Source organism: Flavobacterium sp. RSB2_4_14 (genome assembly GCF_051547085.1).
Lineage (GTDB): Bacteria > Bacteroidota > Bacteroidia > Flavobacteriales > Flavobacteriaceae > Flavobacterium.
This window is the reverse complement of sequence record NZ_JBPTTL010000007.1, coordinates 1-24352: the sequence shown is the minus strand read 5'-3', so window position 1 is coordinate 24352 and position 24352 is coordinate 1. Positions and strand designations below refer to the sequence as shown.

The following is a 24352-nucleotide window of genomic DNA, read 5'->3' as shown; positions in this document are numbered from 1 at the left end:
TTAAATAATATAAGGAACCGAAGTATTGCTTCGGTTTTTTTATTTAAAAATCATTAAATACATGACATATATCATAGAATTAATAAGTAATTAGTAATAAATTTATGGATAATTTAACACTGATTTACAGTGTTTTAAAGAATAATTTAAATTTATTTATTATGAAAAATTCTATCTTATTCCTAATGTTATTTTTATTAGGTTTTGTTGGGTTTTCTCAACAAAAAGTAGCGCTTCATCATGGTAGTGAAGTTACCATTTTTGGAGGTGGAGATCCTTTTACGGATGCATATAATGCTGCTGTAAATGGTGATGTAATTTATCTTCCTGGAGGCAGTTTACCTTATCCTTCATTCATAGATAAAAGTCTGGTTATAATTGGAGCAGGTCATTATCCTGCAGCGACAGTAGCAACAAATAGAACAGTACTTAATGGAAGTTTGACTATTGGCGAAAATGCCGATAACTTAAAATTAGAAGGTATTGAAATTGCTTCCACTCTAAGTTTCTTCAACAATCATAAAGTTGATGGCGTTGTAATTAAACGTTGCAGAATAAATATTATTGGATATGGTGGCGATGGCACTACTCCGTGTTTAAACAATACGATACGTGAATGTGTTATAAATGCTTATATCGATTTTAGCAATGCTAAATCTTTATCATTTTCTAATAATATTATAGGTGGATACATTGTAAATGGAACCGAAATGGGAGTTTCAAACAATATATTTTTATTAAATACCTCTTCTTATGTTTTTAATAATGTTGACAATTCAAGTATTTCAAATAATATTGTTTTACAACAATATTCAGGGGTAAACTATATTCATGCTAGTTGCGAACTTAGCACTTTCTCTAATAATATTTTTTCAGGAACTCCTAATGTTGGTTCTAACACTTTTGTAAACAATTATAACAATGTAGCCATGACAGGCTTATTTGTAAACCAAACCAGCAATGCTTTTAGTTATGCAGATGACTATCATTTGGTTAATCCTGCTACCTATCTAGGGACAGATGGCATTCAAGTGGGAATTTACGGCGGTCTTTTCCCATATAAAGAATTGGCAATACCCGTAAATCCAAACATAATTTCTAAAACAATTGCGCCTCAAACTAATACTAGTGGTGAACTCAATATTCAAGTTCAAGTGAAAGCACAAAATAATTAATGTTTAATTTTAAAAATAAAAATCATGAAAACAATTATGAAATCCTTATTTGTTGGACTCTTTTTGATTTGTTTATCATTAAATGCACAACAAAAAGTAGCGTTGCATCATAATGGAACAACTACCATGTATAGCGGTTCAAATCCATTAATTGATGCCTACACAGCAGCTGTAACAAATGACACTATCTATTTACCTGGTGGAACTTTTGCTTCTCCATCTAATATTGACAAAGGAATTGCGGTTTTTGGAGCAGGACATTACGAAAGTACCACATCAGCAACAGGAAAAACATTCATTAATGGAAATCTTGCTTTACAAGGTAATGCTGATAATTTTTATATGGAAGGAGTAGAAGTAAATGGAAACTTTTATTTTTCTGACAACGAGTCAGTTAACCAAGTGGTATTAAAAAGATGTAAAATTAATGGAACATTGAATTTTTTAGGAAATTTATCAATTCCATCAAACAATTTTGGTTTGTTTGGATCGGTCATTGTTGGCAATATTGATTTGACTAATGCTCAAAATGTATTATTCTCCAATTCCATAATTCAAGGAAGAGTATTTAATTCGATTGGAAATGCGTTTAACAACAATATTTTTTTGGATGAATATGTTAATTACGGCAATGAAGCCCCTATAAATGGTGACAATAATCAAGTAAATAATAACATTTTTACAAAAGCTAATTATGGAAACTTGATTAATGGAAATGGCAATGTAGCCAAAAACAATCTTTGTACGTTTGCAGCACCTAGTTTTGGAATTTTACCAACTACCTCTGGAAACTATTTTGGCATTGCTCAAAACGCAATTTTTATAAATCTAACAGGTAGTGTTTTTACATACTCTCAAGACTATCATCTTCAAAACCCAAGTTCCTATTTAGGATTAGATGGCACTCAAGTAGGGATTTATGGTGGTTTATTCCCATACAAAGAAGGAGCGATTCCATCAAATCCTCATATTGAATCTAAAACAATTGCACCCCAAACAAATGCAACTGGACAACTTAACATTCAAGTTTTAGTGAAAGCACAAACTAATTAAAATCATAGAAATGAAACGTTTATTCTCCTTTATAATGTTCTTTGTCCTTGCTTGGACTTATGGACAGAATTCTATTGTGGGTTACGAATATTGGTTTGACAATAATTACAATGAAAAAGTAAACACAGTTGTTGCTCCAGTTTCTATTCTCACAATAAATTCTAGTGTGGCAACTTCTAATCTAGTGTCTGGGATTCATACTTTCAATATTCGCTCATGGGATACGAATGGATTATTTAGTAGTACTTTGAGTAGCTTTTTTTATAAAGTTCCAACTCAATCGACTTTAAATAGAACTATTATGAATTACGAATATTGGTTTGATAATGATTTTGCCAATAAAGTTTCGGTAGCGGCAAATAATCAAGAAACATTTACCTTGAATACCAATGTTGTTCCCTCCACACTTGCTGGTGGAATCCATACATTCAATATTCGATTCAAAGACAACACTGGATTAACAAGCAGTACTTTGAGTAGCTTTTTTTATAAAGTTCCAGCACAATCGACTTTAAATAGAACTATTGAGAATTATGAATATTGGTTTGATAATGATTATGCCAATAAAGTGTTGGTGGCGGCAAATAATCAAGAAACATTTACCTTGAATACCAATGCTGTTCCCTCCGCACTTGCTTTTGGAATCCATATATTCAATATTCGATTCAAAGACAACACAGGATTAACAAGCAGTACTTTGAGTAGCTTTTTTTACAAAGTTCCAGACCAATCAACTTTTGATAGAAAAATTGTGACTTACGAATATTGGTTTGATAATGATTATGCTAATAAAGTTTCGGAAACGGCAAACAATCAAGAAACTTTTACCTTGAACACCAATGTTATTCCCACTACTCTTCCAAATGGAATTCATACATTCAACATTCGATTTAAAGATAGTACAACTTTGTCAAGCAGTACTTTAAGTAGTTTTTTCTATAAAAATCAAAATGGAAGTTTAGTATTAAAAAATATTGTTGAATATGAATATTGGTTCAATGACGATTATTCAAATAAAATAGCCATTGCAATAACACCGTCACAAACGGTGAATATTAATACATTTATCATTCCAGAAAATTCAGGTTTAGGTATTGGTACACATCAACTTAATATACGATTTAAAGACGACTCAAACCTTTGGAGTAGCATATCTACAAGTGAATTTAACATGAGCACATTAGATATAGCAGACAATAATTTACTAAAAAACATTGTGCTTTATCCTAATCCCACTGATGGATATTTAAATATTGAACTTAAACAAGTTTATACCGAAATAAATATCAAAGTATTTGATATTAGAGGAATAGAAGTCTACCATCAAAATAATCAAAACACAGATAAAACAGAAATTCATCTTGATTTTGCTAGCGGAATGTATTTTGTAAATATTACCGCCGATGGAAAAACTTGTACAAAAAAGATACTTAGAAAATAAAAAAATAATTTTAATAAACCGAAGCTTACACTTCGGTTTTTTATTGAAATAAAATTAAAAGAATCAACCAAAAAATCGGCACACTTTCCACCCAAAAAGAAGTAAAATATTTGTTTCTATACAAAGTAGTAAAATGAATAAATAGTACTGTGACCATGCCTATGATTAAACTCAAATAACTTGGGCTATGCTTTAAAAATTCCAAAACCATAAACGGAATTACTAACAATATACCAAAGAGTTTGGCTTGAGTAATTCCAAAAAGTTGTGGCAAGGTATTTAAAGCATTTGCATCGGTTTTGCTATCCATAATTTCAAATGGAATGAGCAAACTAGTCAGAATTAAAAATCGCTGTAATAAATCGGCATAGAAATCGAGTGGCAACCACTTTATAGTTTGATAAGGAATATAAACCGTGACATAAGTCACAACAAAACTCACTAAAAATAATTTTAACCAACCGTATTTTCTCAAAAAAGGATAGAGTAACACAAATAATCCAGAAATTAAAATGTGGATTTGAACACTTCTTTGTAACCAAAAAAAACAAAATAAGAACCCAATTCCAGCCAAAAAACTAACTCCCAAAATTCTGTAATAGGTATTGGAATGGAAATTCTTACTTCTAAATACTTCAAAATATTTCAAAAAATTATAGCTCAATATTGTTCCAAAAAAAACACAACTTGGATACACAATGTGTTTAGATAAATCATTAGAAAACACCGTGACATAAACCAATGATACTACCGCCAAACCAACGTGTAGCGAAGATTGAATGTAAAAGTCGATAAGTCGTCTAAAATTCTGCATTCAACAAAACTAATCAAACTGTTAATAACAACCATTTTTAGTTGAAAAAATCACGAAATTTGACAGCTAATTAACCAAACATTAAGAGTTTAATAATTACTTTTGTTGACGTTAAAAACAACACCGATATTCATCGGTACAAGCACAACTAAACACACTAAAGAATTTACTATTTAATGAGAACAGACGCATTTGCATTACGCCACATAGGTCCAAGTGAAAACGACCTACAACACTTGTTGAAAACTATAGGTGCTAAAACAATGGAGCAACTTATATTTGAAACGCTACCAGATGATATTCGCTTAAAATCAGATTTGGATTTAGAACCTGCCATGACCGAATATGAGTTTGCAAACCATATAAAAAAGTTAGGTGATAAAAATAAAATGTTCCAATCCTATATCGGTTTGGGCTACAACCAAGCTATTATTCCTGCGGTAATTCAAAGAAATGTTTTTGAAAATCCGGGTTGGTACACTGCTTACACACCGTATCAAGCAGAAATTGCACAAGGTCGTTTAGAGGCAATTCTAAATTTTCAAACGATGGTTATCGAACTAACCGGAATGGAAATTGCAAATGCATCACTTCTTGACGAAGGAACTGCCGCTGCAGAAGCTATGGCGTTACTTTTTGATGTTCGTTCTCGTGATCAAAAGAAAAATAATGTGAATAAATTCTTTGTTTCAGAAGAAATTTTACCTCAAACTTTATCTGTTTTACAAACGCGTTCAACTCCTATTGGTGTTGAATTAGTAATAGGAAATCATGAAGAATTTGATTTTTCAAATGAGTTTTATGGAGCAATCCTTCAATATCCAGGGAAATATGGACAAGTTCATGATTATGCTGGATTTATTGCCAAAGCAAAAAACAACGAAATTAAAGTTGCCGTGGCAGCGGATATTTTAAGTTTAGTGAAATTAACACCTCCAGGAGAAATGGGTGCTGATGTAGTTTTAGGTACTACACAACGTTTCGGAATTCCATTAGGTTATGGTGGACCACATGCAGCCTATTTTGCTACAAAAGAAGAATACAAGCGTTCCATGCCAGGAAGGATTATCGGTGTAACGGTTGACACTGACGGAAATCGTGCATTACGTATGGCGTTACAAACTCGTGAACAACACATTAAACGTGATAAAGCAACTTCAAATATTTGTACCGCGCAGGTTTTATTATCTGTTATGGCAGGAATGTATGCGGTTTATCATGGTCCAAAAGGGTTGAAATATATTGCCAATAAAGTACATGCTTCTGCAGCCACTTTAGCAAATGAATTAGAGAAACTTGGTTTATATCAAACAAATACGGCCTATTTCGATACTATTGTTATCAAAACAGCTTCTAAAAAAGTAAAAGAAATTGCAGAAAGAAATGAAGTTAACTTTTATTACGTTGATGAAAATACGGTTTCCATTTCGTTGAATGAAACTACCAGTATTGCTGATTTAAATAAAATAGTTTCGATTTTTGCTGAAGCAAATGGAAAACAAGTTTCTAAAATTTCTGAATTACTAAACGAAAATCAAATTCCTGCTAGTTTAGAAAGAACATCAACCTTTTTACAACATGATGTTTTCAATAAATACCATTCAGAAACGGCTTTAATGCGCTACATCAAAATGTTAGAGCGTAAAGATTTAGCGTTAAATCATTCGATGATTTCATTGGGTTCATGTACGATGAAGTTAAATGCTGCTGCAGAAATGTTGCCTTTAAGCATGGCACAATGGAACAATATTCATCCATTTGCACCATTAGATCAAGCACAAGGTTATCAAGAAATGTTGACTAAATTAGAACAGCAACTTAATGTAATCACTGGCTTTGCAGGAACCACTTTACAACCTAATTCTGGCGCACAAGGTGAATATGCAGGATTAATGGTTATTCGTGCATATCATCAATCTCGTGGCGATCACCACAGAAATATTGCCTTAATTCCATCATCGGCACACGGAACAAACCCGGCTTCGGCTGCCATGGCTGGAATGCAAGTGGTGGTTACAAAAACATTAGAAAACGGAAATATTGACGTAGAAGATTTGCGTGAAAAAGCCATTTTACACAAAGACAATCTTTCTTGTTTGATGGTAACGTATCCATCAACTCATGGTGTTTTTGAAAGTGCTATCAAAGAAATTACACAAATTATTCACGATAACGGTGGACAAGTTTACATGGATGGTGCGAATATGAATGCCCAAGTGGGTTTGACCAATCCAGCTACAATTGGTGCAGACGTTTGTCACTTAAATTTACATAAAACCTTTGCCATTCCTCATGGTGGTGGTGGTCCAGGAGTTGGTCCTATTTGCGTTGCGCCACAATTAGTTCCGTTTTTACCAACAAATCCTGTTATTCCAACAGGTGGAAATGATGCTATTACTGCAATCTCTGCTGCACCTTGGGGTTCAGCTTTGGTTTGCTTAATTTCTTACGGATATATTTGTATGTTGGGTGCAGAAGGTTTGAAAAAATCTACTGAATATGCTATTTTGAATGCCAATTATATCAAAGAAAAATTAAACGGTCATTACGACACCTTATATTCTGGAGAAATGGGTCGTGCTGCACACGAAATGATTTTGGAATGTCGCCCTTTTAAAGAAAAAGGAATTGAAGTAACGGACATTGCAAAGAGATTAATGGATTACGGATTTCACGCACCAACTGTTTCTTTCCCAGTGGCTGGAACTTTAATGATTGAACCTACAGAAAGCGAAAACTTAGAAGAATTAGATCGTTTTTGTGATGCGATGATATCCATTAGAAAGGAAATAGAATCGGCTACCATTGAAAACCCAAACAATGTTTTGAAAAATGCACCACATACATTGATGATGGTTACTACTGATAATTGGATTTATCCTTATACTCGTGAACAAGCAGCTTTCCCATTGGATTATGTTGCGGATAATAAGTTCTGGCCAACTGTTCGTCGTGCCGATGAAGCGTATGGTGACAGAAATTTAGTTTGCAGTTGTGCTCCAATTGAAGCTTATATATAATATAAAAAATTTAAGTATACTTTATAAGATAAAAGGTTTCAAGTTTTATAATTTGAAACCTTTTCATTTAAAAGATGATTTTAATCAGGAATTTTAAATAGACAAAATAGTATTTTTGCCCCTAATAAGCCAATCAATGAAAGACATTCAAAACCAAGAGGACTTATATTTACTCGTTGATGAGTTTTATAAAAAACTCTTATCGGACGATGCTATCAGTTATATTTTTACGGATGTAGTTAAAATTAAAATCGAAGAACATTTACCTATTTTAGTTACGTTTTGGTCGCAAGCTATACTGGGAACTGGCGGTTATATAAAAAACTTAACTCAAATTCATTTAGACATCAATGCTAAAGAATATTTATCTCCCGAATTATTTAAAATATGGCTCAATCATTTCAACAATGCAGTTGATGAAAACTTTCAAGGCGAAAAAGCTGAACAAATCAAAACACAAGCTTTAAGCATTGCAACGATAATGCAAATAAAAATTATTCAAGAAAAAGACTAAAAAATGTGATTTTCATAATTTTTATGTCGATTCCATAGAATATTGATAAATCATTGTTGATTGTTCCTTTTTTAGCACTATTTAAATACTTTTATTTATAATTTTACAATATAATTCACAAATAATGAATATAAAAATAACTGGTTCAGGATGCTATATCCCAACAGAAATAGTTACCAATAAAGATTTCACAAAACATATTTTCCTAAATGATGATGGCTCGCCTTTTCCTTTGCCAAATGAAGTCATTACTGAAAAATTTTATGATATAACAGGTATTGAAGAACGCCGTTATGTGTCTGATGAATTACAAACTTCAGACATTGCCACTATTGCTGCAAAAAGAGCTATTGAAGATTCCAAAATTGATTCTGAAACTTTAGATTACATCATATTTGCTCACAACTTTGGAGATGTAAAAAAACATGCTATACAAGGTGATATGTTGCCGAGTTTAGCTTCTAAAGTAAAACATAACCTACGAATTAAAAACCCAAAATGTGTGGCTTATGACATGCTTTTTGGTTGTCCTGGATGGGTTGAAGGTGTTATTCAGGCAACTGCTTTTATCAAAGCTGGAATGGCAAAAAAATGTTTAGTTATTGGTGCCGAAACTTTATCTAGAGTTGTCGATCCACATGATAGAGATTCTATGATTTATTCTGACGGCGCTGGAGCAACCATCATTGAAGCTACTTCGGATGAAGGTGGAATTCTTGCTCACGAGTCGGCTACATTTGCTTTTGATGAGGCTCATTATTTATTCTTTGGTGGTTCTTTCAACAAAGAAAATAATCAAGACATTCGGTACATAAAAATGTATGGCAGAAAAATATATGAATTTGCATTAAGCAATGTTCCAAAAGCTATGAAGGAATGTCTTGAAAATAGTGGAATTGATATCAGCCAACTGAAAAAAATATTAATTCATCAGGCCAATGAAAAAATGGACGAAGCTATCGTTCAAAGATTCTACAAACTTTACGACCAAAAAATGCCAGAAGGAATTATGCCCATGAGTATTCATAAACTTGGAAACTCAAGTGTAGCAACTGTTCCCACTTTATATGATATGCTTGTGAGAGGAGAACTTGAAAATCAATCTATTCAAAAAGGAGATATTATTCTTTTTGCCTCAGTAGGTGCTGGCATGAATGTAAACGCAATTGTTTATAAAATGTAATTTTTGTTTCAAGTTTGAGGTTACAAGTTTCAAGTTAAATCACTAGTTTTACCAACCGTTTTCAACATGAAACTTGAAACTTGAAACAATTTTTATAATGTACGAGAAGACTTATCCAAGCAAACGCTTCAACATTACTTTAGATTTTCTAAAAAAACATATTTCCACTTCTGAAACTATTTTTGATTTAGGTGTTCCTAACCCATTTTCCAAAATCATGGAAGAAAATGGGTATTCTGTTAAAAATACTAAAGGAGAAGATTTAGATAATGACCAAACGGCGTTACAAAATGAAACTTATTCAGTGTTTACCGCCTTTGAAATTTTTGAACATTTATTGAACCCATACACCGTTTTAGAAAACGTAAAATGCGATAAGTTATTAATTTCTATTCCATTGCGTTTGTGGTTTTCATCTGCCTACAGAAGTAAAACCGATAAATGGGACAGACATTATCACGAATTTGAAGATTGGCAATTGGATTGGCTTTTGGAAAAAACAGGTTGGAAAATAATTGACAGAGTAAAATTTACACATCCAGTTAAGAAATTTGGTTTCCGTCCGCTACTTCGTTATTTCACCCCGAGATATTACATTGTTTATGCTGAAAAAGTAAAGTAATGGAGTATTACATTGTCATTCCTACTTATAACGAAGAAAAATTCATTCCGATGACTTTACAATCTTTAGTAGGGCAAACGATTTTACCCAAAAAAATTGTTGTTGTAAATGATGGTTCTACTGATAACACGGAAGCAATAATACAATCCTTTTGTTATAAGTATTCTTTTATTAATTTGGTCAACAAAACCTCAGATGCTATTCATTTACCTGGAAGCAAAGTGATACAGGCATTTCAAAAAGGATTAGAAACACTAGATGAAAATTATGATTTCATTGTAAAAGCCGATGCCGATTTGATTTTTCCATCCAATTATTTTGAAACCATTGCTAAACATTTTCAATCGGATGACAAAATTGGAATGGTTGGCGGATTTGCTTATATCGAAAAAAATGGTGATTGGATACTAGAAAACCTAACAGACAAAGACCATATTCGCGGTGCTTTTAAAGCCTACAGAATGGAAACTTTTAAACAAATTGGCGGATTAAAACCGGCTATGGGTTGGGACACGGTTGACGAATTACTTTGTAAATTTTATAATTGGAAAGTAGTAACCGATGAAAGTCTGAAAGTCAAACACCTCAAACCAACGGGAGCAAACTACAATAAAACAGCCAGATACAAGCAAGGTGAAGCATTTTATACTTTGGGCTATGGCTTTTTAATTACTACAATTGCTTCAGCTAAACTAGCGATGCTAAAAAAGAAACCTTCATTATTTTTAGATTATCTCAAAGGTTTCTGGAAAGCAAAATCAGAAAAAAAACCACTTTTGGTTACGGCAGAACAAGCTAAATTCATTCGGAATTACAGATTGCAAAAGATGAAAGAAAAATTGTTTTAAAGTAAAAACACATAACTCACAACTTATAACTATTTTTACCAATATTTAAAATCTATGATGCTATTGCGCTATTTATCGCAAATTGGGAAATACTTCTTGATGTTGAAAGAAGTCTTTAACAAGCCTACAAAATGGTCGGCGATGAGAAAATTAATTTTCAAAGAAGTTGATGATTTAATCATAGACTCTCTTGGGATTGTAGCATTCATCTCTTTCTTTGTTGGCGGTGTAGTTTCTATTCAAACAGCCTTAAATCTTACTAATCCATTAATTCCAAAATACCTTATTGGATTTGCCACAAGACAATCTGTGATTTTAGAATTTGCACCAACTTTTATTTCGATAATTATGGCTGGTAAAATGGGTTCTTTCATAACCTCAAGTATAGGAACCATGCGCGTTACTGAGCAAATTGATGCTTTGGAAGTTATGGGTGTAAATTCATTGAATTATTTGGTTTTCCCAAAAATAATTGCACTAATACTGTATCCTTTTGTAATTGGAATTAGTATGTTTCTAGGGATTTTTGGTGGTTGGGTAGCCGCAGTTTATGGTGGATTTGGTTCTAGTGGTGACTTTGTACAAGGTTTACAACAAGAATTCATTCCGTTTCACGTTGCCTACGCTTTTATTAAAACCTTTCTTTTCGGGATGCTATTAGCTACTATTCCTTCTTTTCATGGTTTTTACATGAAAGGCGGAGCACTCGAAGTGGGAAAAGCAAGTACCGTTTCCTTTGTTTGGACATCTGTAACCATTATTTTGGTAAACTACATATTAACCCAATTACTCTTAACCTAAATGATAGAAGTAAAAGACATAGAAAAATCCTTTGGGAATTCAAAAGTGTTAAAAGGAATTTCTACCATTTTTGACACAGGAAAAACCAATTTAATCATTGGACAAAGTGGTTCCGGAAAAACGGTTTTATTAAAAAGTTTGTTGGGAATTCATTCACCTGATAAAGGTACAATTTCCTTTGATGGAAGAATTTATGCCAATTTAAAACCTGATGAAAAGAGAACATTACGAACAGAAATAGGTATGGTTTTTCAAGGAAGTGCCCTTTTTGACAGCATGACTGTAGAAGAAAATGTAGGTTTCCCATTAACCCTGTTTACAAATAAATCCGCAGAAGAAATTAGAGAGCGTGTGAATTTTGTCATTAAGCGTGTGAATTTGCTTAATGCGAATTACAAAAAACCCTCTGAAATTTCAGGTGGAATGCAAAAACGTGTGGCGATAGCTCGAGCTATAGTAAACAACCCAAAATATCTTTTTTGTGACGAACCCAACTCAGGATTGGATCCAAAAACCGCCATTTTAATTGACAATCTTATTCATGAAATTACAGTCGAATATAATATTACCACTGTGGTAAATACGCACGATATGAACTCGGTGATGGAAATTGGCGATAAAATTATTTTTCTAAAAGAAGGAATTTTAGCTTGGGAAGGTTCCAAAAAAGAAATTTTCAAAACCGATAATGAAGCCATTGTTGATTTTGTGTATTCTTCCAATCTTTTCAAAAAAATTAGGAAAGCACAGAATAAAGGAGAATAAAAAAGGAGCAAAATTTGCTCCTTTACTTTTATAACTTATTTGCCATTGCAGTAATTCGTTTAATATCTTGCTCTTTACTTTTTGGGTAAATCATCAAAACATCGTCCTTATCAACAATAATAAAATCGTCTAAACCATCAATGATGATGAGTTTTTTTCCATCAGCTCTAATGATGTTATTGGAAGCGTTTTCGAGAATTACTGTTGCATTTACCACAGCATTGTTTTGGTCATCTTTATCTAGTTTTTCGTGAAGTGAACCCCAAGTTCCTAAATCGTTCCAATCAAAAGTAGCTGGCAACACATAAACATTTTTCGCATTTTCCATCACGGCATAATCAATTGAAATGTTTTCGGCTTTGGCGTAATTCTCCTCAATGAATTGTGTTTCATTTTGAGTATTGTAGCTATTCATTCCTTGCTGAAACAAGGCATTCATTTGGGGTTGAAATTTTTCGAAAGCTTCGGTAATGGCTTTTACACTCCAAATAAAAATACCTCCATTCCAAAGAAAATTACCCGCATCAATAAATGATTTTGCTGTTTCATAATTGGGTTTTTCCCGAAACTGATTTACTTTTTTTATTGGATTAGTATCACTTTTATCAAACTCGATATACCCAAAACCAGTATTGGGGAAAGTAGGTTGAATGCCCAATGTCATCAACGCATTTTCTTTTTGACAGAAATCAAAACATTGTTGCAAGTTTCTTGAAAATTCGTCTTCATCTTCTATCCAGTGATCGCTTGGCGCAACGACCATAACGGCATCGGGATTTTGTTTTTGGATTTTTAACGAAGCATATAAAATACAAGGTGCTGTATTGCGCATGGCTGGTTCTAACAATACTTGCTCTTGTTTCACCATGGGCAATTGCTCGAGAACCAAACCATTGTATCGTTCATTAGTTAAAATCAAAATGTTTTCTACTGGAATTAATTTTGACAAACGACTGAATGTTTTTTGTATCAAAGTATCTCCCGAACCCAACATGTCGTGAAACTGTTTCGGAAAATCGGTGGTACTTACTGGCCAAAAGCGTGAACCCACACCGCCAGCCATTAATATGGCGTAATAATTTTTATTCATTGTCATTGCGAGGCACGAAGCAATCTCATTTTTATAATTAGTGAAACAAATATATTTATAATAAACAGAATTTGAAGGAATATTATAACTAACAAATTTATACTCATTCGTAAATTGTAATCTGTTGGATTTAATAATTCTTCAACACTTTTGGGATGAGTGACTATTGCGTTTTTATAACTAAAATAGAGAAGTGACAAAAGCATAATTAATGTTCCATAAATATGTATTTTGGAAATCAGAGTAATGAATTGAAACTTTAGCTTATCGAGTCCCCAATATATAAAACAACCGAGAAGAAGTAATACTGAAAATAACTTATAAAGATGATTGTCCGTTATCACAAAGTATGTGTCTCCAAAATTAATACTGTTAATACTATTTTTGAAAAAAGAACCTATCAAAAATAGAATTGAGACTATAAAAAACAATAAATAAGGCTTTTTCTTTATCATAATTAACTCGGTAAAATTTCCACCTCAGCATTGGCATTAAACAAATACAATCTTCCCGTTTTCACTTCTAGGCATTCATAGCGTTTTACCCGAAGTCCTTTTTTCTGGAAAATTCTACCGTTTTTTATTCGGAATAAATTTCCGCTTGGCACTTCGTGAATGAAATGAATATCGGGTTTTCGTTCGTCAAATTGTTTCAAAGCAAAAGCCAATCGAGCATCGGTATCACTACTAGCTGTTGGGTTTCTAAAATGATTGGCCACCAAAGGCAAAACCGAATGAGGAAAAATCTCGGGACGAATGAATGGAACCATCAATCGTTGAAAAGTGTGCTTCCACTCGTTGCCATGAGGTTTTATTATTCGACCATATTTTTCATAGGCAACCAAATGGGCGATTTCGTGAACCAACGTTATCAAGAATCGGTATTTATTCAAATTAGCATTTACAGTGATTTCATGCTTTCCTCCTATTGCTCTTCGATAATCTCCATGACGGGTTTGCCGCTCGTTGACGATTTTCAAATGCACATTATTGCTTTTGATTAATTCAAAGCAAGAATGAACGGAATGTTCTGGAAGGTATTTTGAAAGTACTTCGCTCAAAGATTATGGCGTTGAAGATGAAACCTGAATTATTTTTCCGTTATGATATTTATTTCCAGTGAGAGCGAAATTAAAAATATAATCCGCCATTTCAGTGGCAGAAATTGGCGCTTCGTATCCTGGAAAAGCTTCTTGAAGCATTTCGGTATTGACTGCTCCAAGCGCTAAAACATTGAAAGCAATACCTTGTTCCTTATATTCTTCGGCTAACAGTTCTGATAATGTAATTACTGCGCCTTTACTGGAACTGTATGCTGAAAGTCCGGCGAATTTCATACTGCCTTGAATTCCTCCCATAGAACTAATGGAAACCACATGACTTCCTTTTTTCAAATAAGGCAAACATACTCGAGTAAGGTTGGCAACTCCAAAAACATTGACTTTATACACACTTTCAAAATCTTCTTGTGTGGTTTGCGCAAAGGGTTTGTTCAATAAACTTCCTGCATTGTGAATAATAACATCAACTCTTTTCCAAGTATGTGAAAGGAAGTTTTCAACCTCAGCTAAAGCTGATTCATTTCCTAAATCAACTGAAAGACAAGTGATGTTTTCGTTTTCAATTAAAACTTGAGGAATTTTTCTGGAAATGGCTAACACTTGATGGCCTGCATTGGCGAATTGTAATGCTAATTCGTACCCTATTCCTCTTGATGTTCCTGTGATGATGATATTTTTCATGTATTTTTTTTCTGAATGCTAAGATAATAACAAAACCCTTTTAGTTTCCTAAAAGGGTTTGCAAAATAGTTTCAATTTGTTTAAAATAACAAATTTTAAATATCTTAATGTCTAAGAAACCAATCCTCTTGAGATTACAATTCTTTGAATTTCTGAAGTTCCTTCATAAATCTGAGTGATTTTAGAATCTCTCATCATACGTTCCACATGGAATTCTGCTACGTAACCGTTTCCACCATGGATTTGAACAGCTTCGTTAGCTACTTCTAGAGCAATTTCTGAAGCGTATAGTTTTGCCATAGCACCAGAGTGTGCAATGTCTTTGCCTTCGTCCTTTTCGCAAGCGGCTTTCATGATTAATAGTTTAGCAGCCGTAATTTTAACATACATATCGGCTAATTTGAAAGCTATGGCTTGGTGTTTGAAAATCTCCTTGCCAAACGCTTTTCTTTCTTGTGAATATTTTAATGCCAATTCATAAGCACCTGTTGCAATTCCTAATGCTTGTGAAGCAATACCGATTCTTCCACCGTTCAATACATTCATAGCAAAGTTAAATCCGAAACCGTCTGCTCCTATTCTGTTTTCTTTTGGCACTTTTACATCAGTGAACATCAAAGAATGTGTATCGCTTCCACGAATTCCCATTTTCTTTTCTTTTGGACCAATTTCAAAACCTGCCCATCCTTTTTCAACGATAAAGGCATTGATTCCTTTGTGTCCTTTTTCGACATCGGTTTGTGCCATTACTAAATAGGTTGACGCTGTTCCTCCATTAGTTATCCAGTTTTTGGTTCCGTTTAGCAAATAGTAATCACCCATGTCTTTGGCAGTCGTTTTTTGCGAACTTGCATCACTTCCCGCTTCTGGTTCTGATAAACAGAAGGCACCGATTACTTCTCCTTTTGCTAATGGTACTAGGTATTTCATTTTTTGTTCTTCTGAACAGTATCTTTCCATTCCAGCACATACTAATGAATTATTCACCGACATAATAACTGCCGCTGAAGCATCAATTTTTGCAATTTCGGTCATTGCCAAAACATAGGAAATACTGTCCAAACCTGAACCACCATATTTTGGGTCAACCATCATTCCCATGAAACCTAGCTCAGCCATCATTTTGACTTGTTCAGTAGGGAATTTTGAGTGTTCGTCTCTTTCAATTACGCCAGGCAACAATTCGGCAACTGCAAAATCTCGCGCTGCTTGTTGAATCATTAAATGTTCTTCGGTTAAATTAAAATCCATTAGATGTTGTGATTATGTTTGATGTTTGGTTACTTTTGGTGTGCAAAAATAGGATATAAAACTTAAAATTTCAAACGTTTTCGTTAATTTAGATAATGTTTAAACAAACTTATAATATTATTGGAGTTATGTCAGGCACTTCGCTTGATGGTATTGACTTGGCTCATATCCATTTCAGTATTACTGACGGGAAATGGGACTATAAAATTTTGGAATGTGACACCATTGAATATGATTTGCTTTGGTTAAACAATTTGAAAACTGCCGTTGACTTTTCTACTGAAAAATTGGTTCAACTCAATGAAGATTACACTGTCCTTTTAGGGAATATCATCAAAACGTTTATCGATAAACACCAAATAAAAAATCTTGATGCCGTTTGTAGTCATGGTCACACTATTTTGCACCAACCACAAAATGGGTTCACGTTACAAATAGGTAATCTTCCTGAAATAGCAAAAATTGTAAATGAAACAGTAGTTTGTGATTTTAGAGTACAAGATGTGCAATTGGGTGGACAAGGTGCGCCTTTGGTTCCTATTGGTGATAGAATTCTTTTTTCTGATTATGATTATTGTTTGAACCTTGGTGGTTTTTCAAATGTTTCGTTTGAGCAAGCTGGCAAGCGTATTGCTTTTGATATTTCACCTGTAAATACGGTTTTGAATTATTATGCGAATCAATTGGGTTTTGCCTATGATGATAAAGGTGCTATAGCTCGTTCGGGAGAAACAGATATGGGTTTAATGGAAGAACTCGACAACTTATACTATTACCAAAAACCATATCCAAAATCATTAGGTTTTGAATTTGTCAAAACTATGGTACTTCCGTTAATGGATAGTTATGATATTCCTATTGCAGATAAAATGCACACTTTTGTCAAACATATTGCCAAACAAACTGCCTTTGCGTTACCCGAAAGAAAAGGAAAAATGCTGGTTACCGGTGGCGGAGCTTACAACACTTTTTTGTTGGAGTGCATGGAAGATTATTTACCTGAACTAACTCTTGTTATTCCTGATGAAAAAACATTGGAATATAAAGAGGCATTGATTTTTGGACTGCTCGGTATATTAAAATTAAGAAACGAGATTAATGTTCTAAGCAGTGTTACTGGTGCTGTTAGGGATCACAGTAGTGGTGTGGTTTATGGTTTGAATTAAAGAATATGATTCAATTGTTGGCGGAGCAATCCTAAGCCACATGATTGTTACAAAAAGATTATTAGTAATAGTGTTTTTTTATTCAATCTCCATATTCCACAAATTAAATGTGGCAATTGTTCCAATTTTCATTTCTTCTAGTAGCACAACCATTTTTTTTACACCTTTATTTCGCCAAGTCATTTTTTTGATTTTAATTTTCACATACCAATTTGGTCCATCAATCATAAACTTTTCTGTTACTTTTCCACTAAGTATAAAATCTGTTTCTGGATTGAATTTTCTATTATCATCAAAGTTACCAGCGCATTCAAAATCACCAAAATTCCTCACTTGCATATACACTTTTACATAATCCCCGACTTTGAGTTTTTCATACTTAGCTTTTGCCAAATTCATTTCGGTTTTTGTTTGGGCATTTACTAAAGTAGCAATTACAAGCAAGATCATTGTGTAAATTCTATTTTTCATATTGAACTAGCTTATATTTATAATTGTATCATACTGCATTAATATTACAAACATATCAAAATCTTAGTTATAATTTATAGCAAAGTATTAACTATTTCATACTCAAAAAAATTATTTTGGTAATGCTTTAGATTATTTTCAGTCTGAAACTTGGAATTTCCGTCGTAACGATTGCCATTTCTTAGTGAAGAGAGACCGTTTCCGCTCTGATTCTTGTCATTTCCGCCATCACAATTGTCATTTCCGATGTGATTCTTTTCATTTCCTTTGTCACGATTGCCATTTCTTTGTTCAGAGAAACCGTTTCCGATGTGTGTTTAGTCATTTCCGCTGTGATTCTTTTCATTTCCGTCGTCACAATTGCAATTTCTTAGTGAAGAGAAACCATTTCCGATGTGAGTCTTATCATTTCCGTCATCACGATTGCCATTTCTGATGTGATTCTTTCCATTTCCGACCAATGTGTGACCATTTCCTACCAATCTAAATTCAATTAAAAAAATATCAAAACATAACTAATTTGTAATTCCCAATTCATAATTCGTATTTCCTATATTTGCACCACAAATAATTAAATATAATGAAAGAATTATTAAAAAAATTCGAGAATAAAGAACCCGAAATAGTTTTCAACTGGAAAGATGCAGAAACGGAAGCCGAAGGCTGGACGGTAATCAATAGTCTTCGTGGCGGTGCTGCCGGCGGAGGAACAAGAATGAGAAAAGGATTGGACATGAACGAAGTGCTTTCGCTTGCTAAGACTATGGAAGTGAAATTTTCTGTTTCTGGTCCTGCAATTGGTGGTGCAAAATCTGGGATTAACTTTGACCCAAATGATCCAAGAAAAAAAGGCGTTTTGCAACGTTGGTACAAAGCGGTTTCGCCTTTGTTAAAAAGTTATTATGGTACTGGTGGTGATTTGAATGTGGATGAAATTCACGAAGTTATTCCGTTTACAGAGGAATGTGGTGTATGGCATCCGCAAGAAGGCGTTTTCAACGGTCACTTCAAACCAACAGAAGCTGATAAAATCAACAGAATTGGCCAATTGCGTCAAGGTGTTATCAAGGTAATTGAAAACCCGAAATTCTCTCCAGATGTTTTACGTAAATATACTGTTGCCGATATGATTACTGGTTATGGTGTTGCCGAAGCAGTGCGCCATTACTATCATATTTATGGTGGCGATGTGCAAGGCAAAAAAGCGATTGTGCAAGGGTTTGGGAATGTAGGTTCGGCTGCTGCTTTTTATTTGGCAGAAATGGGTGCGAAAGTTATTGGTATTATTGACCGCGATGGTGGAATCATTAACGAAGAAGGATTTTCTTTTGACGAAATCAAAAGATTGTTCTTGAATAAAGATGGTAACAAATTGGTAGCCGAAAACATGATACCGTTTGAAACTATCAACGAGAAAATTTGGACATTGGGTGCTGATATTTTTACACCTTGTGCCGCTTCAAGATTGGTTACTAAAGACCAAATCGATAATTTAATTGCCAATGGATTGGAAGTGATTTCGTGTGGTGCGAATGTTCCTTTTGCTGACAAAGAAATCTTTTTCGGTAGCATCATGGAAGAAACCGATAGCAAAGTGAGTTTGATTCCTGATTTTATTTCCAACTGTGGTATGGCAAGAGTTTTTGCTTACTTCATGGAGAAAAAAGTGCAGATGACAGACGAGGCTATTTTTTATGATATTTCGGAAACGATTAAAAGAGCTTTAGAAAAGGCACACAATTTGCATGCTAATAAAAAGAATATTAGTGCGACAGCTTTTGAAATTGCTTTGAGCCAATTGGTTTAGGATAAAAAATCAATTGAGTTTAAACAATATTTATTACTTTTAAACGTTATTATCATACAGAACAAACAACAGCATTGCTATGAGTTTTGAAATTTCAAATGACGAAAAGAAATCTTTGGGATTAACCATTTTGGTTTATGCCTTACTCTTGTTTTTACTTTTCCTAGCTCGTTTTTGGCCTCCATCAAATATGAAACTTATGGGCGGTGGTGGCGGTGGTGGCATCGAAATGAATTTTGGCGATAGTGATTATGGCATGGGCGATAATTATAAAAGCGAAGTTTTGAATGTGAAAGACCAAGCCAAAGTTACTCCTACAGCTACTTCTGCAGATGAGGATATTATTTCGGATGATAATGCCGATAATGATGTTGTTATTCCGAAGAAAGAGAATGTAAAGAAAGCACCTGTTGAAGTCAAAAAAGACGTTAAACCTGTAGTTGAAAAACCAAAAGTTTCTAAAAGTGCTGACGATGCTTTATCAAGTATTTTAAGTGGCAACAAAGGCGGTGATGGAAATGATACAAAAGGCGGAAATAAAGGTAGTGCCAATGGGAATTTAAATTCCAATGGCTATTATGGCAGTGGAAGCGGAACAGGTTCTGGCGGTGGAAATGGCACAGGAAGTGGAACAGGAAGTGGTAGCGGTACAGGTTCAGGAAACGGCAGTGGAAACGGTAATGGCAATGGAAGTGGTTCTGGTTATTCGTTAGGAAACCGAAAAGCTCTAAACAAACCCCAACCCGATTATACTTGTCAAGAACAAGGACGAGTGGCTGTGCAAGTTTCTGTAGATAGAAATGGAAACACCATTAGTGTTACGGCTGGTGTGCAAGGTACAACAAACACAGCAAAGTGTTTACTTGACCAAGCAAAAATAGCTGCGATGAATACCAAATGGCAAGCCGATAGTAATGCGCCAGAAAAGCAAGTAGGAAAGATTATTTATACTTTTAGTTTAAACTAAATAGAAAAGCATCCTTTTGGATGCTTTTTTTATGGGGTGCTTTACCAGTTTTCTGCTTTTTTCTTTTTATCCATGAAGAGAATGAGATTTTTATTCAAGTCATTGAAAAGAGTTTCATACGCTACTGGAACATCGTCTTTGTATTTTTTCAAGGAACCATCTTTATCATAATACTCAGAAAAATCATCAAGATTATGAATAATAGTAGTAGTTGAGTTATTTGGCTTTTCACTTAAACCAATCGCTGCAAATTTATATTTCCCTTCTTTGAACGATATTTCAATAGTAAAAGTTGCATAGGTACAAACAATTGTTCCTCCTGCTTTACTACAAATAAAATTTTCCTTTCCTCCTTCTATTGTCATTTTTTCATTCTCTACAGCCGAAACAACTTTATATCCTTTTTTGCTGTTTTCTTTTACCCAAGCTAATGCTCTGTTGTAAGTGTCTTTAGCAGAACCATCATAAGTAGTCACAATAAAATCGGTTAAGCCGTCTTTCGAGAATTTGAATTCAGTTTCTTGTGCGAATGTTGATGTCGATAGAAACGCCATCAAAAGTACTATTTGTAGTTTCATCTTTTAATGAATTAATTATTATTTTGGACTTGTAGCAATAACGAACTTCAGCTTGTTCTTCACTCCTATTTGCAAAACATCAACTAAGTCTTGCACTTGCATAGTTGCCGGAATTCTAATCACAACAGTTAAGTCTTTTGCTGGATTCATTTTGGATAATAACTTGGCTTCTAATTGGTCAAAACCTACTTCTTCTTTATCTACAAAAAATCGTTTTTCTTCAGTAACCGACAAGGTAATTAACTGTTTATTGGTCTTTTCATTAGTTTTCGATTTTGGCAATGTCATTCTGATCACATTTGGGTTTGCCAACGTAGAAATGATTAGGAAAAACAACAATAAGAAAAACATAATGTCGCTCAAAGAGGATGTGGCGACTTCTGCATGAAATCGTTTATTTCGCTTTATTGCCATTTGGTCTTTGAATTATATTGATAAATTCTAATACTTGTTTTTGGATAGCCAATGAAAAGGCATCAATTCTTCCATTGAATAAGTGGTAAGCACTATAGGCAATAATTCCTACTATCAAACCAGCACCACTACTAATCATTTTTTCATACAATCCACCAGAAATATTTCCGATACTGATATCTTCTGTCACCGAAATACTGTAGAAAATTTTAATAACTCCCGAAATCGTTCCAATGAAACCAAGCGTTGGCGCAATACCAGCAATAAGCCCTAATTGGCCAAGATGTTTTTCCATATAGCCAATTTCGATATTGGCAGCGCGATCCATATTAGATTCTATTTCATTGATGTGTCTCCCAATAGTAAGTACGCCTTCTTTTAAAATATTTCCTTGAGATGAACCACTTCTTTCCGCAGCATTTACTGCCATGTCAATATTGGCGTTATTCAAATGATTGCGGACATCATTCATTAAATGATTATCAATCTTGGCGGCTTTGCTTATATACAAGTATCTTTCAAAAACGAGATATAAAGTGTAAAATAATAGAATAGCAATGGGTATTAAAAAAATACCACCTTTGAAAATAAATTCTAAAACAGAAACCTCATTGGTTAAAGGATTATTTGTAGTATCCACTGAAGGTATAGCTTGAGCCAATGTATCAACTTGTAACTGTAAAAATGTACTGATCATATTTATTTATTTTTTGACTATTAATTCTGAAAATAATATCAATTTTGCACTTGTTGAATGCGTGCCACAATATAAACGAAAAAATATATATTAAAGTATATCGACAGTTTAATTTTTTCATGAAATTATGAACTACAAAGAAACTTTAGATTGGATGTTTAACAAATTGCCTTTGTATCAAATGCAAGGCGCAAGTGCCTATCGAAAAGACATTACCAATACTGTTTTGTTAGCCAAACATTTAGGAAATCCTGAACAACATTTGAAATGTATTCATGTCGCTGGAACCAATGGTAAAGGTTCCACTTCTCACCTATTGGCTTCGGTTTTACAAGAAGCAGGATATAAAGTGGGTTTATATACATCTCCACATTTAAAAGATTATAGAGAACGAATTCTAATTAATGGGCAACCTATTTCAGAAGATTATGTATGCGAATTTATCAACAAGAACAAGTCGTTTTTTGAAGCGAATGAGTTGAGTTTTTTTGAGATGAGTGTTGGATTGGCTTTTGAGTATTTTGTGAAAGAGAAAACAGATATCAATATTATTGAAGTGGGCATGGGTGGAAGATTGGATTCCACTAATATTATCACTCCGTTGATTTCTGTCATTACTAATATTGGATTAGACCACACACAGTTTTTAGGCAATACATTAGAAGCTATCGCATTTGAAAAAGCGGGAATTATTAAACCAAACATTCCTGTCGTGATAGGTGAATATACAAAAGAAACCATGCCAGTTTTTTTATCAAAAGCAACTACAACACATTCTGAAATATATTTTGCAGCTGATTTAATTCACGAAACCTATCCATCGGCATTATTGGGCGATTATCAAATTCACAATAAAAAAACAGTATTGCAAACTATTAAAGTGCTGCAAGAAAAACAACTTTTGACTATTACCGAAGAAGATATTGAGAAAGGCTTTTTGAATGTCATTAAAAATACCCATCTTCAAGGAAGATGGCAAAAACTAGGAAGCAATCCAAAAGTGATATGTGATACTGCCCACAATGCTCATGGTCTTTCTATTGTCTTGAATCAATTAAAAAAAGAACAGTTTGAAAAACTGCATATTGTTCTAGGGGTTGTAAATGATAAAAACTTGGAAGAAATTTTGCCCTTATTTCCAAAAACTGGTATTTATTATTTCTGTAAACCCAATATTCCTCGAGGACTTGATGCAGCAATCTTAAGTACAAAAGCTGCTGAATATAATCTTAGTGGTGAAATATATAATTCAGTTTCAATTGCTTATCAAAAAGCCAAGGAAAATGCATCTTCAAAAGACTTGATATACATAGGTGGTAGTACTTTTGTAGTTGCAGAAATTTTATAATTTTTATTGATTTTTATTTGTAGAATTAAAAAAGTAGTCTATATTTGCACTCGCATTCAGGGCGATTAGCTCAGTTGGTTCAGAGCATCTCGTTTACACCGAGAGGGTCGGGGGTTCGAATCCCTCATCGCCCACAAAAACTCCACTAGAAATAGTGGAGTTTTTTTATTTACACCCAATAAAAAAGCCACTCCTCCGAGTGGCTTTTTTAATTTGCTTATTTTTTATTCTTTATCTCTTCAATGAGAAATGGGCTTTAAACTGTTTGGCAACGTTTTGTTCTAGATAATCTACACTAAACCAGTAATCCGTTGAAGGTAGTAGTTGGCCGTTGTAGGTTCCATCCCATCCAGTTCCTGTGGAACTAAGCTGTTTGATTAGTTTTCCGTAGCGGTCAAAGATGTAAATCTTAGCTGACGGTTGTCCTGCTAGTCCAACAATATTCCAAGTATCGTGTATGCCATCTCCATTCGGGGTGAAGTAATGCGGGTAATCGATGATTTGAACGTCTTGGATAATCAGTTCTTCACAGCTGTAAATGCCGCCTTCGGTATCCCAAACATGGATGACATGACTGCCTAACGAT

25 protein-coding genes and 1 tRNA gene are annotated in these 24352 nt (G+C 33.8%); 15 read left to right on the top strand and 11 right to left on the bottom strand.

The annotated features are described in order from the left end of the window. Nucleotides 1–161: 161 nt before the first annotated feature. From ACSVH2_RS11800 to ACSVH2_RS11790, 3 genes are read left to right on the top strand one after another with little or no spacing between them, the layout of a single operon-like run. Nucleotides 162–1175, top strand: coding sequence for a hypothetical protein (locus ACSVH2_RS11800; RefSeq protein WP_438093390.1), 1014 nt, complete (start codon nt 162–164; stop codon nt 1173–1175). Nucleotides 1176–1199: 24 nt separating this feature from the next. Beyond that, nucleotides 1200–2228, top strand: a complete 1029-nt coding sequence (locus ACSVH2_RS11795) for a hypothetical protein (protein ID WP_438093389.1) — start codon at nt 1200–1202, stop codon at nt 2226–2228. A 10-nt stretch (nt 2229–2238) separates the two neighbouring features. Then, nucleotides 2239–3669 carry a T9SS type A sorting domain-containing protein gene (locus ACSVH2_RS11790; protein ID WP_438093388.1) on the top strand — a complete coding sequence of 477 codons (1431 nt, stop codon included), beginning with the start codon at nt 2239–2241 and terminating at the stop codon, nt 3667–3669. A 40-nt stretch (nt 3670–3709) separates the two neighbouring features. Here ACSVH2_RS11790 and ACSVH2_RS11785 read toward each other — a convergent pair whose 3' ends face one another. Further along, nucleotides 3710–4483: a hypothetical protein gene (locus ACSVH2_RS11785; RefSeq protein ID WP_438093387.1), complete on the bottom strand. Its 774-nt coding sequence runs from the start codon at nt 4481–4483 to the stop codon at nt 3710–3712. 176 nt (nt 4484–4659) lie between these two features. Between ACSVH2_RS11785 and gcvP the strand changes: the two genes are divergently transcribed. From gcvP to ACSVH2_RS11750, 7 genes are all read left to right on the top strand, one after another. Then, nucleotides 4660–7503, top strand: coding sequence for an aminomethyl-transferring glycine dehydrogenase (gene gcvP, locus ACSVH2_RS11780; RefSeq protein WP_438093386.1), 2844 nt, complete (start codon nt 4660–4662; stop codon nt 7501–7503). Nucleotides 7504–7639: 136 nt separating this feature from the next. Then, nucleotides 7640–8017, top strand: coding sequence for a group III truncated hemoglobin (locus ACSVH2_RS11775; protein WP_438093385.1), 378 nt, complete (start codon nt 7640–7642; stop codon nt 8015–8017). Between the two features lie 124 nt (nt 8018–8141). Next, nucleotides 8142–9200, top strand: a complete 1059-nt coding sequence (locus tag ACSVH2_RS11770; protein ID WP_438093384.1) for a 3-oxoacyl-ACP synthase III family protein — start codon at nt 8142–8144, stop codon at nt 9198–9200. A gap of 97 nt (nt 9201–9297) precedes the next feature. Beyond that, complete coding sequence (locus ACSVH2_RS11765; RefSeq protein ID WP_438093383.1) at nt 9298–9822, top strand: methyltransferase; 525 nt, start codon at nt 9298–9300, stop codon at nt 9820–9822. Beyond that, nucleotides 9822–10670 (top strand): glycosyltransferase family 2 protein, encoded by an 849-nt coding sequence (locus ACSVH2_RS11760; RefSeq protein ID WP_438093382.1) that lies wholly within the window; start codon nt 9822–9824, stop codon nt 10668–10670. Before ACSVH2_RS11765 ends, ACSVH2_RS11760 begins: the two co-directional genes overlap by 1 nt. Before the next feature lie 54 nt (nt 10671–10724). Beyond that, a complete protein-coding gene (locus tag ACSVH2_RS11755) occupies nt 10725–11471 on the top strand; it encodes an MlaE family ABC transporter permease (protein WP_438093381.1) in 747 nt (248 codons plus the stop codon). After that, complete coding sequence (locus tag ACSVH2_RS11750) at nt 11472–12236, top strand: ABC transporter ATP-binding protein (RefSeq protein ID WP_438093380.1); 765 nt, start codon at nt 11472–11474, stop codon at nt 12234–12236. It begins immediately after the preceding gene. 28 nt (nt 12237–12264) lie between these two features. Here ACSVH2_RS11750 and ACSVH2_RS11745 read toward each other — a convergent pair whose 3' ends face one another. The 4 genes from ACSVH2_RS11745 to ACSVH2_RS11730 all read right to left on the bottom strand — a co-directional run bounded on the left by ACSVH2_RS11745 (nt 12265) and on the right by ACSVH2_RS11730 (nt 16318). Then, a complete protein-coding gene (locus tag ACSVH2_RS11745; protein WP_438093379.1) occupies nt 12265–13326 on the bottom strand; it encodes a mannose-1-phosphate guanylyltransferase in 1062 nt (353 codons plus the stop codon). A gap of 457 nt (nt 13327–13783) precedes the next feature. Then, nucleotides 13784–14386 (bottom strand): SprT-like domain-containing protein, encoded by a 603-nt coding sequence (locus tag ACSVH2_RS11740; protein WP_438093378.1) that lies wholly within the window; start codon nt 14384–14386, stop codon nt 13784–13786. 3 nt (nt 14387–14389) lie between these two features. Then, the gene (locus ACSVH2_RS11735; protein WP_438093377.1) at nt 14390–15067 is read right to left on the bottom strand and encodes an SDR family NAD(P)-dependent oxidoreductase; all 678 of its coding nucleotides are present in this window, start codon (nt 15065–15067) and stop codon (nt 14390–14392) included. A 111-nt stretch (nt 15068–15178) separates the two neighbouring features. Beyond that, a complete protein-coding gene (locus tag ACSVH2_RS11730; protein ID WP_438093376.1) occupies nt 15179–16318 on the bottom strand; it encodes an acyl-CoA dehydrogenase family protein in 1140 nt (379 codons plus the stop codon). Between the two features lie 95 nt (nt 16319–16413). On the opposite strand from ACSVH2_RS11730, the gene ACSVH2_RS11725 reads away from it, so the two are divergent. Continuing rightward, nucleotides 16414–17484, top strand: coding sequence for an anhydro-N-acetylmuramic acid kinase (locus ACSVH2_RS11725; RefSeq protein ID WP_438093375.1), 1071 nt, complete (start codon nt 16414–16416; stop codon nt 17482–17484). Between the two features lie 78 nt (nt 17485–17562). Here the strand turns inward: ACSVH2_RS11725 and ACSVH2_RS11720 are convergent, their stop codons facing one another. Beyond that, nucleotides 17563–17955 (bottom strand): hypothetical protein, encoded by a 393-nt coding sequence (locus ACSVH2_RS11720; protein ID WP_438093374.1) that lies wholly within the window; start codon nt 17953–17955, stop codon nt 17563–17565. Nucleotides 17956–18272: 317 nt separating this feature from the next. After that, entirely contained in the window at nt 18273–18437 is a 165-nt protein-coding gene (locus ACSVH2_RS11715; RefSeq protein WP_438093373.1) for a hypothetical protein, read from the bottom strand. 98 nt (nt 18438–18535) lie between these two features. Between ACSVH2_RS11715 and ACSVH2_RS11710 the strand changes: the two genes are divergently transcribed. After that, complete coding sequence (locus tag ACSVH2_RS11710) at nt 18536–19762, top strand: Glu/Leu/Phe/Val dehydrogenase dimerization domain-containing protein (protein WP_438093372.1); 1227 nt, start codon at nt 18536–18538, stop codon at nt 19760–19762. Between the two features lie 79 nt (nt 19763–19841). After that, nucleotides 19842–20729, top strand: a complete 888-nt coding sequence (locus tag ACSVH2_RS11705; RefSeq protein WP_438093371.1) for an energy transducer TonB — start codon at nt 19842–19844, stop codon at nt 20727–20729. Between the two features lie 41 nt (nt 20730–20770). On the opposite strand, the gene ACSVH2_RS11700 is transcribed toward ACSVH2_RS11705, so the two are convergent. From ACSVH2_RS11700 to ACSVH2_RS11690, 3 genes are read right to left on the bottom strand one after another with little or no spacing between them, the layout of a single operon-like run. Next, the gene (locus tag ACSVH2_RS11700; protein ID WP_438093370.1) at nt 20771–21307 is read right to left on the bottom strand and encodes a hypothetical protein; all 537 of its coding nucleotides are present in this window, start codon (nt 21305–21307) and stop codon (nt 20771–20773) included. An 18-nt stretch (nt 21308–21325) separates the two neighbouring features. Continuing rightward, nucleotides 21326–21721 carry an ExbD/TolR family protein gene (locus ACSVH2_RS11695; RefSeq protein WP_438093369.1) on the bottom strand — a complete coding sequence of 132 codons (396 nt, stop codon included), beginning with the start codon at nt 21719–21721 and terminating at the stop codon, nt 21326–21328. Beyond that, the gene (locus ACSVH2_RS11690) at nt 21702–22415 is read right to left on the bottom strand and encodes a MotA/TolQ/ExbB proton channel family protein (protein ID WP_438093475.1); all 714 of its coding nucleotides are present in this window, start codon (nt 22413–22415) and stop codon (nt 21702–21704) included. The genes ACSVH2_RS11695 and ACSVH2_RS11690 overlap by 20 nt, the downstream gene beginning before the upstream one ends. A gap of 130 nt (nt 22416–22545) precedes the next feature. On the opposite strand from ACSVH2_RS11690, the gene ACSVH2_RS11685 reads away from it, so the two are divergent. Together ACSVH2_RS11685 and ACSVH2_RS11680 are read left to right on the top strand one after the other, a co-directional pair. Beyond that, complete coding sequence (locus ACSVH2_RS11685) at nt 22546–23766, top strand: bifunctional folylpolyglutamate synthase/dihydrofolate synthase (RefSeq protein WP_438093368.1); 1221 nt, start codon at nt 22546–22548, stop codon at nt 23764–23766. Nucleotides 23767–23825: 59 nt separating this feature from the next. Then, nucleotides 23826–23900 (top strand) — tRNA-Val (locus tag ACSVH2_RS11680). Between the two features lie 97 nt (nt 23901–23997). On the opposite strand, the gene ACSVH2_RS11675 is transcribed toward ACSVH2_RS11680, so the two are convergent. Next, the coding region (locus ACSVH2_RS11675; RefSeq protein WP_438093367.1) for a T9SS type B sorting domain-containing protein at nt 23998–24352 on the bottom strand (355 nt) is incomplete at its 5' end.

Bases quoted from the DNA above. Each gene is read 5' to 3' on its own strand.
- ACSVH2_RS11800 (WP_438093390.1), top strand. From the start codon at position 162: ATGAAAAATTCTATCTTATTCCTAATGTTATTTTTATTAGGTTTTGTT.
- ACSVH2_RS11795 (WP_438093389.1), top strand. From the start codon at position 1,200: ATGAAAACAATTATGAAATCCTTATTTGTTGGACTCTTTTTGATTTGT.
- ACSVH2_RS11790 (WP_438093388.1), top strand. From the start codon at position 2,239: ATGAAACGTTTATTCTCCTTTATAATGTTCTTTGTCCTTGCTTGGACT.
- ACSVH2_RS11785 (WP_438093387.1), bottom strand. From the start codon at position 4,483: ATGCAGAATTTTAGACGACTTATCGACTTTTACATTCAATCTTCGCTA.
- gcvP (WP_438093386.1), top strand. From the start codon at position 4,660: ATGAGAACAGACGCATTTGCATTACGCCACATAGGTCCAAGTGAAAAC.
- ACSVH2_RS11775 (WP_438093385.1), top strand. From the start codon at position 7,640: ATGAAAGACATTCAAAACCAAGAGGACTTATATTTACTCGTTGATGAG.
- ACSVH2_RS11770 (WP_438093384.1), top strand. From the start codon at position 8,142: ATGAATATAAAAATAACTGGTTCAGGATGCTATATCCCAACAGAAATA.
- ACSVH2_RS11765 (WP_438093383.1), top strand. From the start codon at position 9,298: ATGTACGAGAAGACTTATCCAAGCAAACGCTTCAACATTACTTTAGAT.
- ACSVH2_RS11760 (WP_438093382.1), top strand. From the start codon at position 9,822: ATGGAGTATTACATTGTCATTCCTACTTATAACGAAGAAAAATTCATT.
- ACSVH2_RS11755 (WP_438093381.1), top strand. From the start codon at position 10,725: ATGATGCTATTGCGCTATTTATCGCAAATTGGGAAATACTTCTTGATG.
- ACSVH2_RS11750 (WP_438093380.1), top strand. From the start codon at position 11,472: ATGATAGAAGTAAAAGACATAGAAAAATCCTTTGGGAATTCAAAAGTG.
- ACSVH2_RS11745 (WP_438093379.1), bottom strand. From the start codon at position 13,326: ATGAATAAAAATTATTACGCCATATTAATGGCTGGCGGTGTGGGTTCA.
- ACSVH2_RS11735 (WP_438093377.1), bottom strand. From the start codon at position 15,067: ATGAAAAATATCATCATCACAGGAACATCAAGAGGAATAGGGTACGAA.
- ACSVH2_RS11730 (WP_438093376.1), bottom strand. From the start codon at position 16,318: ATGGATTTTAATTTAACCGAAGAACATTTAATGATTCAACAAGCAGCG.
- ACSVH2_RS11725 (WP_438093375.1), top strand. From the start codon at position 16,414: ATGTTTAAACAAACTTATAATATTATTGGAGTTATGTCAGGCACTTCG.
- ACSVH2_RS11720 (WP_438093374.1), bottom strand. From the start codon at position 17,955: ATGAAAAATAGAATTTACACAATGATCTTGCTTGTAATTGCTACTTTA.
- ACSVH2_RS11710 (WP_438093372.1), top strand. From the start codon at position 18,536: ATGAAAGAATTATTAAAAAAATTCGAGAATAAAGAACCCGAAATAGTT.
- ACSVH2_RS11705 (WP_438093371.1), top strand. From the start codon at position 19,842: ATGAGTTTTGAAATTTCAAATGACGAAAAGAAATCTTTGGGATTAACC.
- ACSVH2_RS11700 (WP_438093370.1), bottom strand. From the start codon at position 21,307: ATGAAACTACAAATAGTACTTTTGATGGCGTTTCTATCGACATCAACA.
- ACSVH2_RS11695 (WP_438093369.1), bottom strand. From the start codon at position 21,721: ATGGCAATAAAGCGAAATAAACGATTTCATGCAGAAGTCGCCACATCC.
- ACSVH2_RS11685 (WP_438093368.1), top strand. From the start codon at position 22,546: ATGAACTACAAAGAAACTTTAGATTGGATGTTTAACAAATTGCCTTTG.